Origin of the sequence: Actinoplanes sp. SE50/110 (genome assembly GCF_900119315.1) — a bacterium.
Taxonomy (GTDB): Bacteria; Actinomycetota; Actinomycetes; order Mycobacteriales; family Micromonosporaceae; genus Actinoplanes.
Genome location: NZ_LT827010.1, coordinates 2066539 through 2079913, shown reverse-complemented (window position 1 = coordinate 2079913; position 13375 = coordinate 2066539). Strand labels below are relative to the sequence as shown.

Genomic DNA, 13375 nt, shown 5'->3' with positions numbered 1-13375 from the left:
ACTGTTCGGTTGTCCACAGTGCAGCGGCGGGCCCAGCACATTCCTGCGATGATTGCTGGAGGCGGGCGGCCCCCTGGGTGGGCGGGTTGTGTCTGGGGCGGTTCGAGGGCGGCAGGCATCTGGACTCCCGGCATGCGGTCTGCCCACGGCACCCGGTCGGCTGGGCAAGGCAGTCAGCTTGAGCAAGGCAGTCGGCTTGGACAAGGCCGTCGGCTTCAGCAAGGCAGTCGGCTTGGACAAGGCCGTCGGCTTCAGCAAGGCAGTCGGCTTGGACAAGGCCGTCGGCTTCAGCAAGGCAGTCGCCTTAGGCAACGCGGTCACCTTGGCGCACGCGATCCCTGGGCAGGCGATCGCCTTGGGGCACGCGATCGGCTGGGTCAGGCGAGCCAGCCGGGCCGGATCAATCCCGCCTCGTAGGCGTAGACGACAAGCTGAGCCCGATCCCGCGCCCCCAGCTTGATCATCGTTCGGCTGACGTGGGTTTTGGCGGTGGCCGGGCTGATCACCAGGCGGGCAGCGATCTCGTCGTTGGAGAGGCCTTCGGCGACCAGGGCCATCACTTCGCGTTCCCGGTCGGTCAGCTGGTCGAGTTCGCGGGGCGGTTCGGGCCGGCGGCCGGTGCCGGAGCCGGCGAATTCGCCGATCACCCGGCGGGTCACGCTCGGGGAGAGCAGGGCGTCGCCGGCGGCGACGGCGCGGACTCCGCGGAGCAGTTCGACCGGTTCGGTGTCCTTGACGAGGAAGCCGGAGGCGCCGGTGCGGAGCGCTTCGAAGACGTATTCGTCGAGTTCGAAGGTGGTCAGGATGACCACCCGGGTGTCGGCGCAGACCGGGTCGGCGACGATCCTCCGGGTGGCTTCGAGGCCGTCGACGCCGGGCATGCGGATGTCCATCAGCACCACGTCGGGTCGGGTGGCTCGGACGAGGGTGACGGCCTGGACGCCGTCGGCGGCTTCGCCGACGACCCGGATGTCGGGTTCGGCGTCGAGTAGTGCGCGGAATCCGGCCCGGACCAGCGCCTGGTCGTCGGCCAACACCACCGAGATCATCGATTCCCCTTTGTGGTCACACGGTTGTCGGTGGTGTCCGGGGCCGCCGGTTCGTCGGGTTCCGGCCGGCCGGTGGGCAGGATGACCGTCACGAGGAAGCCGCCGGTCGGCGGCCGTCCCGCTTCGAGGCGCCCGCCGAGCGCCTCCGCCCGGGCGCGCATGCCCACGATGCCGCTGCCGCTCTCGCCGTCACCACCCGGCGGCGACGAGGGAGCCCGCACACCCACGACGCCGTTCCCATCGTCGCCGGCCGGCGCCGGCCCCGAGACCCGCACGCCCACCATGCCATCGCCGGCCAGCGGCAACGCCGGGGGCCCGGGAGGCGCCGGGGACGGCGCCGGACCGCCGTTACGGATCGACAGATACAGCGCGGCCGGCAGATAACTGACCGCGACATCCGCTTCGGGTTGCGGTCCGGCATGGCGGCGGACGTTGGTCAGGGCTTCCTGGACTATGCGGTACGCGGCCCGGTCGACCTCCGCGGGCAGATCCCGCGGTTCGCCGGTGATGGTGGTGCGGACCGGGATGCCGGCCGTGGCGGTGAGTTCGCCGAGCCGGTTGAGGCCGAGGGCGGGTTGGCGGGGCGCGGCTTCGCCTTCGGTGCGGAGCACGCCGAGGACGGAGCGGACTTCGCGGAGGGCTTCGGCGCTGGCGCTCTTGATCGCGGTGAGTGCTTCGCGGGCCTGTTCGGGTCGCTGGTCCATCAGGTGCAGGCCCACGCCGGCCTGGACGTTGATCAGGGACAGGTGGTGGCCGAGGACGTCGTGCAGCTCCCGGGCGATCCGCAGGCGTTCTTCGGAGGCTTGGCGGCGTTCCTGCTCCTCGCGGGCGCGCGCCTGTTCGGCCCGGGTGCGGGCCTGTTCGGCGTAGTTCTCGGCACGGATGCGGGCGGCGCCGCCGAGCAGGACGGCCAGGCCGAGCAGGACGGCGACCAGGCAGGTCTGACCGGCGACCGGGCGGACGCCGGGGTTGAGGCCGAGCCGGCCGGAGAGGCCGACGGTGACGCCGACCCAGCCGGCCCAGGCGGTGACGCCGCAGATCAGCGCGGCTTGGCGGCGGCCCTGGCGGGCCACCCAGTAGAGGGCGACGGCGGCAGCCGCGGCATAGGCCAGGTGCGGCATGGCGTGGGTGGCGAAGATGATCGTGGCGGTGGCGGCGACCGTGAAGACCAGGATGGGGGCCTGCCGGCGCCAGAACAGGGCGAGTGGGCCGGCCATCAGCGTGAGGGTGGTCAGGACGTCCCAGGGGCGGTAGAGGCCGCCGTGCGCGATCAGGTTGCTGACGCCGCCCAGGTGGACGACCGCGGTGATCACGGTGGCGCCGGGTGGCCAGCCGCGGTGCGCGTCGCGGATGCGGCGGCGCCAGGGCGGCCCACCGGGCTCGACCGGCGGCCCGCAGGCCCGGGTTGCCCGCTTCCGCCGCTTCCTCATGCAGCCGAAACTACGTCACTGCGACGCGTCCCGGCATCGGCCTCGGATCTGTTTCGGGGGTACGCCCGCGGGCGTACGCCGAGGCACTCCGGTACGCCCCACGACGTACCGCCGGCCGGCATCGATCCCGGGACCACTCCCCGCGATTGCGCCGCCCGGACGACGTCGCCGGGCAGCCCGGCGGGGACTCTGGGAGGCAGGCACCACCCGAGGAGGACATCGTGCATCCCGAACAAGTCACCCCGCCCCGGCTGCGGACCTCCGACTCCGAGCGTGAGCAGATCGCCGGGCTGCTGCGGGAGGCGATGACGGAGGGGCGGCTCACCCTGGACGAGGGTGAGCAGCGGCTGGGCGCCGCGTATGCCGCGACGTTCCGCGACGATCTGGACGTGCTGGTCCGGGACCTGCCCCGCGGGGATCGGGGGACGGGCGCGACACGCCGGTCCATGCAGCGCCATCTCCGTCTCGTGGTGATCGCCGCCGGGCTGCTGGTGGCTCTGTGGACGCTGTCCGGCGCCACCTTCTTCTGGCCGGTCTTCCCGCTGTTCTTCCTGCTGACGGGTTTGTTCCGGCACGCCCGGTGGCACCGTCACGGCGTACCGGCGCGGCCCCGTTTCTGAGCGCCGGCTGTCGGGTGGCCGACTCCACTCCGGTGTGGACCCCCCGGTCGTTGATCTTCATGCCCGGCTCTGCGAGAGTGTCGCAGCTTGTTCGGGGAGGGACGACGCACATGATGGGTCCGTCGCACGCACTGTCGGGGGCGGCCGCCTGGCTGGCCGGCAGCTGGGCGCTCGACCAGTTCGCCGATTATCACCAGTCACCGCTGATGATCGGCGTGGGCACCGCGATGGCCGCCGGGGGTGCGCTGATGCCCGACTTCGACCTGTCCGGCAAGGTGACCACCAATCAGGGCGGGGCCACGGTGGCCCGCACCTTCGGGGTGTTCTCGCTGTTCGTGGCCGAGGTGATCGAGAAGATCTCGCTGGGCATCTACACCGCGACCCGGCAGTCCCGGGACCCGAAGCGGGATCACGGGCACCGGACCTTCACGCACACGCTGCCGTTCGCCGCGCTGGTCGGCTGGGGCACCACCGCGCTGGCCGCGCACTACGGCAAGTGGGCGGTGGTCGGCATCATCTTCTTCATGGCCGGTCTGGCGCTGCGCGGCCTGTTCGAGAAGTGGGCGGAGAAGGCCGGCTGGCTGATCGTCACCCTGGCCGCCGCCGCGATCGCCTGGTTCACCGCGGCGAACCTGCCCGGCGACCGGGGTTATCCGCTGCTCGGTTTCGCGGTCGGCGCCGGCTGCGTGGTGCACCTGCTCGGCGACATGATCACGAAGAACGGTGTGCCGATCTTCTGGCCGATCCCGACCGGCCGGGGCCGGATGTGGCGGATGGTCGGCATCCCGAACCGCTTCGCGGTGAAGGTCGGCGGCAAGACCGAGACGGTGATCCTGAGCACCGCCTTCACCATCGTCTCGGTGGTCTCGCTGATCGGCCTGTTCGCCCCGGTCCTGCTGGACCGTCTCCACCTGAACCTCTGGGCGTCCCGGTAGAGGCGCGACCGTCAGGTGCCCCGCAACGCCGTGATCAGGCCCAGTGCCTGGTGCAGCGCGGGGCGCATGACGGGTAGCCGCGACAGCTTGACGACCTTGTCGATCAGCGGTACGGCTCCGTCGATGAGCATGCGGGTCCGTCGTTGGTCCGGCGAGCCGTCGTGCACCCAGAAGAGGATCACCCCCATCCAGCCCAGCCACAGCAGCTCGGGGAGCTGGGCGCGAAGCTGCGGGTCGAGGCGCAGCCCGGACGAGCTCACGACCTCGCGAAAGAGGCCGATCGCGGCTTCCCGGGACGGCGCCGACGCCGGGGAGAAGGGGCTGAGCGGTGACGACGGATCCGCTGCCGTCTTGAAGAACGTCCCGGCGAAGGCGTGGTACGGCGCGTTGACGTCGATCCCGGCGTGCAGCACCCCCCGCAGCCGGCCCGCGAAGGTCCGCTCCGAGGCGAAGACCCGGGCGGCCGCGGAGCGGTGGGCGAGCTGGTTCTGATCGTAGAAGCCCTGGATCAGGTGTTCCTTGGAGTCGAAGTAGTAGTACGCGTTGCCGACCGCCACCCCGGCCTCCCGGGCGATGGCCCGCATGGTCGTCTCGGCGTAGCCCCGCTCCTGGAACAGACGCAGCGCGGTACCGAGGATGAGTTCGCGGGTCTGCTCGCCCCGGACCCGGCGGGGACGACCCGCCGGCCCGGCGGGCGGCGTCTCCCCTGCCGAGGCCGGGTCGGCCGGCGATGTGGAGCCGTCGGGCGGCGGATCGGGCGGGGAGGCGGCGTCGGCGGCGGTCGTCACATCCGTCACGGTAGTGGCCGCCCGGGTGCCGGACGCCGCCGGTGTACGGCCCCCGGCGGGAGTCATGCCGGCGTTCCCTCGGCCGCCGGCGCCGCACTCCCGACCGTGCTCTGCTGCGGTGCCGGAGATCGCGCGGGCGCCGCGGCGTACGGGGGCGGGGGGTACGCGGCCGGGTGGCCGGCGGCGTACGGGTAGGCGACCGGGCCCACCGGGGGGACGACCAGGCCCGGCATGACGCCGGGCGGGTACGCCGGGAACGGGGTGCGGCCGGGTGTGGGCGCCGCCGGACGCAGTCGGCCACGCCGGTAGCGACCGAGGAAGAAGACGTTGCTCAGGTGCAGCGCGCCCAGCACCAGCAACACCCAGCCGATCTTCCCGGAGAGCTTCTCCAACGCCTCGGCGGCGTTGCCGATGCGATCGCCGGTGCGCATGGCGATGGCCAGGTAGCCCAGGTTGAGCAGGTAGAACCCCATGACCAGGAGCTGGTTGACGGCCCGGGCCAGCCGGTCGTCGGCGAAGACGTCGGTGAGGAAGACCATTCCGTTGCGGGCGAGGGTGGTGCCCACCCAGATCGTCAGGGCGACGCTGACGACGAGGTAGCCGAGGTACATCCACATCTTCGGGTCCATGTCGGCCCCTTTCTTGAACGTGTTCAACAACGCTGAGCATAGGACTGTTGTTGAACGTGTTCAAGTACTGTGAGCGGGGTCGCCGGCGTCGGCGCCACGCGGCCGACAGGTCACGGAATGCGGACTATCGCGGATCGACTCCCGGGCGGGCGAGGCCCGGCACCCGGGTTCCGCCAGTGGACGCCGGACGGCACGAACCTAGGCCAGCCGCCCCAGCACCCGGTTGATGATCTTGTCGAGTGGCAGGGTCGCGTCGACGCCCAGCCCGTTCTCGTCCGGCGCCAGCGGCTCCAGCGTGGCGAACTGGGAGGCGACCAGCGTGCTCGGCATGAAGTGCCCGGCCCGGGCGCTCACCCGGGCGGTCGCCACCTCCGGCGTCAGCACCAGGTGCACGAAGAACGTCCGCGGGTCCGGTCCGCGCAGCACGTCGCGGTAGGCGCGTTTGAGTGCCGAGCAGGACACCACCAGCCCCTGCTCCCCCGCCGTCGCGATCCGGGCGGCGATCGCGGCGAGCCACGGCGCCCGGTCGGCGTCGGTCAGCGCCAGCCCGGAGTGCATCTTGGCCACGTTGGCCGCCGGGTGGAAGTCGTCGGCCTCGCCGTACGGCACGCCCAGGCGTGCCGCCAGGGCGGCGCCGACCGTGCTCTTGCCGCAGCCGGCGACCCCCATCACCACGATCGGCACCATTCCCGCGAACCCCTGTCAGTCGATCGGATACGCCAGGTTGGGGCGCAGCCAGCGTTCCACCTCGCCCACCGGCACGCCGCGCCGGGCAGCGTAGTCTTCGATCTGATCTTTACCCAACCGGCCGACGGTGAAGTACTTCGCGTCGGGGTGGGCGAAGATCAGGCCGCTGACCGCGGCGGCCGGGGTCATCGCGTACGACTCGGTCAGGGCGACCCCGATCCGGCCGGTGTCGAGCAGCTGGAACAGGTCCTTCTTCTCGCTGTGGTCGGGGCACGCGGGGTAGCCCAGGGCCGGGCGGATGCCGCGGAACCGCTCGGCGTGCAGATCCTCCAGTTTGGGCTGGGCGTCCGGCTCGAACCACTCACGACGGGCCTTGAGGTGCAGGTATTCGGCGAAGGCCTCGGCCAGGCGGTCGGCCAGCGCCTTCACCATGATCGCCCGGTAGTCGTCGTGCTCGGCCTCGTATCGCGCGGCCAGTTTCTCCGCGCCGTGGATGGCCACGGCGAAGCCGCCCAGGTGGTCGCCGGCCGGCGCGATGTAGTCGGCCAGGCAGCGGTTGGCGCGGCCGGCCGGTTTCTCGGTCTGCTGGCGCAGCATCGGGAAACCGTGCCCGTTGTCCAGGAGGATGTCGTCGCCCTCGGCGTGCGCGGGCCAGAAGCCGTAGAGCCCCCGGGCCTGGAACGAACCGTCCGCGATGATCTGGTCGAGCATCGCGGTGGCGTCGTCGAACAGCTCCCTGGCCACCGGCTCGTTGAGGATCGCCGGGTACTTCCCCTTGAGCTCCCAGGCCAGGAAGAGGAACTGCCAGTCGATCATCTCGCGCAGCTCGGCGATGGTCGGCTGCACCTCGCGGACCCCGGTGAAGGTCGGGGTGGGCAGCCCGGTGAAGTCGACCCGTTCCCGGTTGGCCCGGGCCTGGGCGAGGGTGAGCAGCGGCTGGGCGTGCCGCTTCTCGTGCTGCTCGCGCAGCCGCTCCTGCTCGGCCCGGTTCGCCTCGTCGAGCTTGGCCGACCGCTCCGGGTCGAGCAGGTCGGAGACCACGCCGACGACCCGGGAAGCGTCCAGCACGTGCACGGTGGCGCCGTCGTAGGCCGGGGCGATCCGGACCGCGGTGTGCTGCTTGGAGGTGGTGGCGCCGCCGATCAGCAGCGGCAGGGTCATCCCCCGGCGCTGCATCTCGGCGCCGACCGCGACCATCTCGTCGAGCGACGGGGTGATCAGGCCGGACAGGCCGATCGCGTCGGCGCCCTCGGCGATCGCGGTCTCCAGGATCTTCGCCGCCGGGACCATCACGCCGAGGTCGATCACCTCGTAGTTGTTGCAGCCGAGCACCACGCCGACGATGTTCTTGCCGATGTCGTGGACGTCGCCCTTGACCGTGGCGAGCACCACCCGGCCCTGGCCGCGGGAGCTCTCGGTCTTGTCCTTCTCCATGTAGGGCAGCAGGTAGGCGACCGAGCGTTTCATCACCCGGGCGCTCTTGACCACCTGGGGCAGGAACATCTTGCCGGCGCCGAACAGGTCGCCGACCACGCCCATGCCGTCCATCAGCGGGCCCTCGATCACGTCGAGCGGCCGGGGCAGCTTGAGCCGGGCCTCCTCGGTGTCCGCCTCGATGAAGTCGACGATGCCGTGCACCAGGGCGTGCGAGAGCCGCTGCTCGACCGGGGCGTCCCGCCAGGACAGGTCGACCTCGCGTTTGGCGCCGCTGCCGGTGACCGTGGAGGCGAAGGTGACCAGGCGGTCGGTGGCGTCCGGCCGGCGGTCGAAGAGCACGTCCTCGACCAGCTCCAGCAGGTCGGCCGGGATGTCCTGGTAGACGGCGAGCTGACCGGCGTTGACGATGCCCATGTCCAGGCCGGCGCGGACCGCGTGGAACAGGAACGCCGAGTGCATCGCCTCGCGCACCACGTCGTTGCCGCGGAAGGCGAACGACAGGTTGGAGATGCCGCCGCTGGTGCGGGCACCCGGGCAGCGCTGTTTGATCAGCGGGAGGGCGTCGATGAACGCCTTGGCGTACCCGTTGTGCTCGGCGATGCCGGTGGCGACCGCCAGCACGTTCGGGTCGAAGATGATGTCGGTCGGGTCGAAGCCGTCCTCGACCAGCAGGTCGTAGGCACGGCCGCAGATCTCCACCTTGCGCTCGGTGGTGTCGGCCTGGCCCTGCTCGTCGAAGGCCATCACCACGACGCCGGCGCCGAAGTCACGGATCCGCCGGGCCTGCCGCAGGAAGAGGTCGGGGCCCTCTTTCAGGCTGATCGAGTTGACCACGGCCTTGCCCTGCACGCACTTGAGGCCGGCCTCCAGCACGTTCCACTTCGAGCTGTCGATCATGATCGGAATCCGGGCCACCTCGGGCTCGGTCGCGATCAGGTTGAGGAACGTGGTCATCGCCCGCTCGCTGTCCAGCAGGTCGGCGTCCATGTTCACGTCGAGCAGGTTGGCGCCGCCGCGGACCTGGTCCAGCGCGACGTCGACGGCGGCCTGGTAGTCGTCGGCCTCGACGAGCCGGCGGAACCGGGCCGAGCCGGTCACGTTGGTCCGCTCGCCGATCATCACGAAACCGGTGTCCGGGCCGATCGCGAACGGCTCCAGGCCGCTGAACCGGGTGGTCGGCGCGGGCGGGGCGACCACCCGGGGCGCGGCGCCGGCGACCGCCCGGGCGACCTCGGCGATGTGCGGCGGGGTCGTGCCGCAGCAGCCGCCGACGATGTTGACCAGGCCGGACGCGGCGAACTCACCGATCAGCGCACCGGTCTCCGCGGGGGTCTGGTCGTAGCCACCGAACGCGTTCGGCAGGCCGGCGTTCGGGTGGGCGGCGACGAACGTGTCCGACAGCCGGGCCAGCTCGGCCACGTGCGGGCGGGCCTCGGCCGCGCCGAGCGCGCAGTTCAGCCCGACGACCAGCGGTCGGGCCCGCTCGATCGAGCGCCAGAAGGCCTCCACGGTCTGCCCGGACAGGGTGCGGCCGGACAGGTCGACGATCGTCACCGACACCCAGAGCGGCAGGTCCGGGGCGACCTCGCGGGCCGCCGCGATCGCCGCCTTGGCGTTCAGCGTGTCGAAGACGGTCTCGATCATCAGCAGGTCGACGCCGCCCTCGGCGAGCGCCGCGATCTGCTCCGCGTACGCGGTCTTCACCTGGTCGAAGGTGACCGCGCGGTAGGCCGGGTCGTCGACCTTGGGCGACAGCGACAGCGTCACGTTCAGCGGGCCGACGTCGCCGGCGACGAAGCGGGGCCGTCCGTCGGCGGCCTCGGCCTCGTCGGCGGCCTGCCGGGCCAGCCGGGCGGCCCGCACGTTCATGTCGCGCACCAGGTGCTCCAGCCCGTAGTCGGCCTGGGCGATGGTGGTGGCGGTGAAGGTGTTCGTGGTGATGATGTCGGCGCCGGCCGCCAGATACTGCCGGTGGATGTCGAGGATGACGTCCGGGCTGGTGAGGTTCAGCAGGTCGGGGTCGCCGGTGACGTCCTGCTCGTGATCGGCCGGGATCAGGTCGGCCCGGTAGTCGGCCGGGCTGAGCCGGGCGCCCTGCAGCATGGTGCCGGCGGCACCGTCCAGCACCAGGACCCGCTCGGCGAGGAGCTCGCGCAGCGTGGCGACAGACTGGGTCACGGGTACACCTCCGAGAGAAGTCGGAGGCGCCCTTGCTCGCGGATCACCGGTCGAGCGTGACGGGTGATCCCGCTGCAGCGCCTCTCGGCCGGACCCATAACGATACCCACTTCCTCACTTGGCTTCCGCGTAGCAACCAACCACTGAGACGTCCAGCGGGAAGCGCACCTCGCTGGCGCCGAACAGCATCCGCCCGGCCCGCGCGGCGCACTCGCGGATCGTCTCGGCGACCTGTTCCGCCTGGTCAGCCGGGCAGTGCACGACCACCTCATCGTGCACGAACAGGACCAGCTCGGCCGGCGTCCCGGCCAGCGCGGTGCGCAGGGTGGCCAGCAGCACCAGGGCCCACTCGGCGGCGGTGGCCTGGATCACGAAGTTCCGGGTGAATCGGCCCCTCGCCCGTCCGGGTGGCGGGGCCACCTCATCGGGCGGGTCGAGCCCGGCGTCGCGGCCCGGGCCGGCCGCCGGCGGGCAGGTGCGGCCCAGCCAGGAGCGGACCAGCCCGCCGTTCTCCCCGACCCGGGCGGCCTGCTCCACGTACTCGAACGCGGTGGGATAGTGCCGGCGCAGCACGGCCAGGGCCGGGATGGCGTCGCCGCCGGTCTGCCCGTACATCGCGCCGATCAGGGCGATCTTGGCCTTGGCCCGATCGCCGTCGAAGGAGTCGCGGGCCAGCTCGGCGTAGAGGTCGCCGCCGGCCGCGGCGCGGGCCAGCCCCCGGTCGCCGGAGACCGCGGCCATCACCCGCGGCTCCAGCTGGCCGGCGTCGGCGACCACGAACCGCCAGCCCGGATCGGCCAGCACCGCGCGGCGCACCACCTTGGGGATCTGCAGGGCGCTGCCGCCGCGGGCGCCCCAGCGGCCGGAGACGACGCCGCCGGCGACGTATTCCGGATGGAAGCGGCCGTCGTGGACCCAGGAGTCGAGCCAGGACCAGCCGTGCGCGGTCCAGATCCGGTAGAGCTCCTTGAACTCCAGCAGCGGGGCGACCGCCGGGTGGTCGACCCGGCGGAGCACCCAGCGGCGGGTGTTCGGGATCTGGATGCCGGCCCGGGCGAACGCGCGGACCACCTCGGCCGGCGAGTCGGGGTGCAGCCCGTGGGTGCCGAACGCCTCGTTGATCGCCGCGGTGAGCTCGGCCAGCCGGCGCGGCGGGCCGACCGGCTGCGGCGGCCCCAGCAGCTCGCGTAGGAGCCGGTCGTGCACGTCGGCGCGCCACGGCAGGCCGGTGTGGCCCATCTCGGCGGCGATCAGGGAACCGGCCGACTCGGCGGCGGCCAGCATCCGGAACCGTCCGGGGTGGCCGGTCTGCGCGAGGCGGCGCTGCTGATCCGCGTACACCGCAATCAGGTCCTCGGCGGAGACCGCGACGGCCGTGGGGAACGTCGCGAAGAGCGCGCCCTGGGCGAAACCGGGCGGCTCGGCCTCGGGCCGGGGCCGGTCGGCCGGGACCGGGAGGCCGCGCAGCCGGGCGGTCGCGGCGGCGAGCCCCCGTGGCTCGCCCCAGCGACCGGCGTGCCCGAGCAGCAGCGCTTCGGTCAGCTCCAGGTCGTGGCAACGGGCCACCCGGACGCCGGCGCGCAGCAGCGCGGGATAGGTGTCGGCGGTGGCCGCCCAGATCCAGCGCGGCTGCTCGGCGGCCTCGCGCGCGGCGATCGCCGCCGGCAGGTCGGGCGCCGGGTGGGGCGCCCCGACCGGCCGCCCGTCGGCACGCAGATCCTGCAGCCGACCGTCAGGGAGTACCGCTACGAGCACATGGTCATTCTGCTCGCGGGGTACGACAACCTACTTGACGGCACCGGCGGTCAGACCCGCCTGGATCTGCCGCTGGAAGATGCCGTAGACGACGATCATCGGCAGGATCGACAGGGTCAGCGCGGCGAACAGCGTGGACCACTCGGCGTGGTAACCGGCTGAGGTGCTGATGTTCGCGACGCCCTGGGTGAGCACCCACTTCGAGTCGGCGCCGGCACCCTGCATGATCACCACCGGCAGCAGGTACTGGTTCCACTGCCCGACGATGTTGAAGATCGTGATGCTGACCAGGCCGGACTTGGCCATCGGCATCATCACCTGGAAGAACCGGCGCAGATGCCCGGCGCCGTCCATCATCGCGGCCTCGTCGATCTCGGCCGGCAGCGTCTGGAAGAACGCGGTCAGGAAGAACACCGTGAACGACAGCGAGTACGCGATGTAGACCAGGATCAGGCCGGTGTACGTGTTGAGCAGGCTCAGGCTCTGCAGGATGCCGAACAGCGGGCCGATCGCCATGAACGTGGGGAAGGCCAGGCCGGAGACGAACAGGTAGTACAGCGCCCGGTTGCCCGGGAACCGGTAGCGGGCCAGCACGTACGCCGCCATCGCGCCCAGCAGCATGGTGCCGGCCGTGCTGACCACCACCACGAACACGCTGTTCAGGAAGTACTGCCCGATGTGCGCCTCGCTCCAGGCGTCGGCGTACGTCTTGAACGAGAAGTGCGCGGGCAGCGAGAACGGCTTGCCCAGGAAGATCTCGGTGTTGTCCTTGAACGAGGCCAGCACCACCCAGATCAGCGGGCCGGCGGTGGCCAGCGCCCAGAGGAACAGCGCGATGTGCGCCACGCCGTTGAGCGGGCTGATTCTGCGTTCCTTGTCCGCGGCGGCGGGTTTCGCGGCGACCGCGGGTGCGTTGGTTACCAGGTTGGTCATGGTGATCTCCGCGGTCAGGCGTTTGCGGCGTCGCGACGGGTGACCCGCAGGGTCAGGGCGGCGAACGTCAGGGTCAGGAAGAACAGCACGACGCCGATCGCGGAGGCGTAACCGGCCTGCGAGTTCTGGAAGGCGTTCAGGAAGATCTGGTAGCTGAGCACCTGGGTCGCGTTGTTCGGGCCGCCCTTGTTCACCGACATGATGTTGACCAGGGCGAACGCGTCGAAGGCGGCGATACCGAGGTAGACCCAGGCGACCTGCAGGGTGCCCCAGAGCAGCGGCAGGGTGATCCGGAAGAACAGGGTGATCTTGGTAGCGCCGTCCAGCGCGGCGGCCTCGTAGATCTCCTGCGGGATGTTGCCCATGCCGGCCGAGAAGAGCACCACGTAGAAGCCGACCGCCTGCCAGACCAGCACCGCCAGGATGCAGGTCAGCGCGAACCGCTCGTCGGCCAGGAACAACCAGGGCGACCAGGAGGACGGGAACAGGCCGTTGAGCATGCCGCCGTGGTCCGAGCCGAACACCCGGCCGAAGATCACCGCGACGATGGCCAGGGCCAGCAGCTGCGGGAAGAAGAAGATGATCCGGTAGACCTTGGAGCCCCAGATGCCCCGGGTCACTCCGCCCTTGCTGCGGCCGCCGACGTTCAGCAGGAACGCGAAGAACAGCGCGATCGCGATCGTCACGATCGGCAGGAAGATCAGCAGGAAGACGTTGTGCCGCAGGGCGATCCAGAAGACCGGGTCGTCCCACAGCTTCACGAAGTTGTCGAAGCCGATGTACTTGAACCCGCCGAAGCCCGACCAGTCCGTGAAGGACAGCTGGAACATCTGCAGGTAGGCACCGACCACGAAGGTCAGATAGAGCGCCAGCGGCACGACAAGGAAACCGATGATGAAGGGATACTTGCCGTGCCGCATGACGTCCTACCTAG

Annotated in this window: 11 protein-coding genes; 2 read left to right on the top strand and 9 right to left on the bottom strand. The window is 71.3% G+C overall.

Going from position 1 to position 13375, the window contains the following annotated elements; genetic code table 11:
* Window positions 1-377 precede the first annotated feature (377 nt).
* Window positions 378-1049: a response regulator transcription factor gene (locus ACSP50_RS09355; protein WP_014688923.1), complete on the bottom strand. Its 672-nt coding sequence runs from the start codon at window positions 1047-1049 to the stop codon at window positions 378-380.
* Window positions 1046-2479 carry a sensor histidine kinase gene (locus ACSP50_RS09350; protein WP_014688922.1) on the bottom strand — a complete coding sequence of 478 codons (1434 nt, stop codon included), beginning with the start codon at window positions 2477-2479 and terminating at the stop codon, window positions 1046-1048. Before ACSP50_RS09350 ends, ACSP50_RS09355 begins: the two co-directional genes overlap by 4 nt.
* A 221-nt stretch (window positions 2480-2700) precedes the next feature.
* On the opposite strand from ACSP50_RS09350, the gene ACSP50_RS09345 reads away from it, so the two are divergent.
* Window positions 2701-3099 carry a DUF1707 domain-containing protein gene (locus tag ACSP50_RS09345; protein WP_014688921.1) on the top strand — a complete coding sequence of 133 codons (399 nt, stop codon included), beginning with the start codon at window positions 2701-2703 and terminating at the stop codon, window positions 3097-3099.
* A 110-nt stretch (window positions 3100-3209) separates the two neighbouring features.
* Complete coding sequence (locus tag ACSP50_RS09340) at window positions 3210-4034, top strand: metal-dependent hydrolase (RefSeq protein ID WP_014688920.1); 825 nt, start codon at window positions 3210-3212, stop codon at window positions 4032-4034.
* An 11-nt stretch (window positions 4035-4045) separates the two neighbouring features.
* Here ACSP50_RS09340 and ACSP50_RS09335 read toward each other — a convergent pair whose 3' ends face one another.
* The 7 genes from ACSP50_RS09335 to ACSP50_RS09305 all read right to left on the bottom strand — a co-directional run bounded on the left by ACSP50_RS09335 (window position 4046) and on the right by ACSP50_RS09305 (window position 13361).
* Window positions 4046-4822 carry a TetR family transcriptional regulator gene (locus tag ACSP50_RS09335; protein WP_231956890.1) on the bottom strand — a complete coding sequence of 259 codons (777 nt, stop codon included), beginning with the start codon at window positions 4820-4822 and terminating at the stop codon, window positions 4046-4048.
* 62 nt (window positions 4823-4884) lie between these two features.
* Window positions 4885-5451 carry a hypothetical protein gene (locus tag ACSP50_RS09330; protein ID WP_014688918.1) on the bottom strand — a complete coding sequence of 189 codons (567 nt, stop codon included), beginning with the start codon at window positions 5449-5451 and terminating at the stop codon, window positions 4885-4887.
* Between the two features lie 198 nt (window positions 5452-5649).
* The gene (locus tag ACSP50_RS09325) at window positions 5650-6138 is read right to left on the bottom strand and encodes a gluconokinase (RefSeq protein ID WP_014688917.1); all 489 of its coding nucleotides are present in this window, start codon (window positions 6136-6138) and stop codon (window positions 5650-5652) included.
* Between the two features lie 15 nt (window positions 6139-6153).
* Window positions 6154-9753, bottom strand: coding sequence for a methionine synthase (gene metH, locus ACSP50_RS09320; RefSeq protein WP_014688916.1), 3600 nt, complete (start codon window positions 9751-9753; stop codon window positions 6154-6156).
* A 114-nt stretch (window positions 9754-9867) separates the two neighbouring features.
* Window positions 9868-11508, bottom strand: a complete 1641-nt coding sequence (locus ACSP50_RS09315; RefSeq protein ID WP_014688915.1) for a bifunctional 3'-5' exonuclease/DNA polymerase — start codon at window positions 11506-11508, stop codon at window positions 9868-9870.
* Window positions 11509-11538: 30 nt separating this feature from the next.
* The gene (locus ACSP50_RS09310; RefSeq protein WP_014688914.1) at window positions 11539-12441 is read right to left on the bottom strand and encodes a carbohydrate ABC transporter permease; all 903 of its coding nucleotides are present in this window, start codon (window positions 12439-12441) and stop codon (window positions 11539-11541) included.
* 14 nt (window positions 12442-12455) lie between these two features.
* Window positions 12456-13361: a carbohydrate ABC transporter permease gene (locus ACSP50_RS09305; protein ID WP_014688913.1), complete on the bottom strand. Its 906-nt coding sequence runs from the start codon at window positions 13359-13361 to the stop codon at window positions 12456-12458.
* Window positions 13362-13375: the final 14 nt, after the last annotated feature.

What these genes read in the sequence shown, in the direction of transcription:
- ACSP50_RS09355 (WP_014688923.1), bottom strand. Translation starts at nt 1,049, where the DNA reads ATGATCTCGGTGGTGTTGGCCGACGACCAGGCGCTGGTCCGGGCCGGA.
- ACSP50_RS09350 (WP_014688922.1), bottom strand. Translation starts at nt 2,479, where the DNA reads ATGAGGAAGCGGCGGAAGCGGGCAACCCGGGCCTGCGGGCCGCCGGTC.
- ACSP50_RS09340 (WP_014688920.1), top strand. Translation starts at nt 3,210, where the DNA reads ATGATGGGTCCGTCGCACGCACTGTCGGGGGCGGCCGCCTGGCTGGCC.
- ACSP50_RS09330 (WP_014688918.1), bottom strand. Translation starts at nt 5,451, where the DNA reads ATGGACCCGAAGATGTGGATGTACCTCGGCTACCTCGTCGTCAGCGTC.
- ACSP50_RS09325 (WP_014688917.1), bottom strand. Translation starts at nt 6,138, where the DNA reads ATGGTGCCGATCGTGGTGATGGGGGTCGCCGGCTGCGGCAAGAGCACG.
- ACSP50_RS09310 (WP_014688914.1), bottom strand. Translation starts at nt 12,441, where the DNA reads ATGACCAACCTGGTAACCAACGCACCCGCGGTCGCCGCGAAACCCGCC.
- ACSP50_RS09305 (WP_014688913.1), bottom strand. Translation starts at nt 13,361, where the DNA reads ATGCGGCACGGCAAGTATCCCTTCATCATCGGTTTCCTTGTCGTGCCG.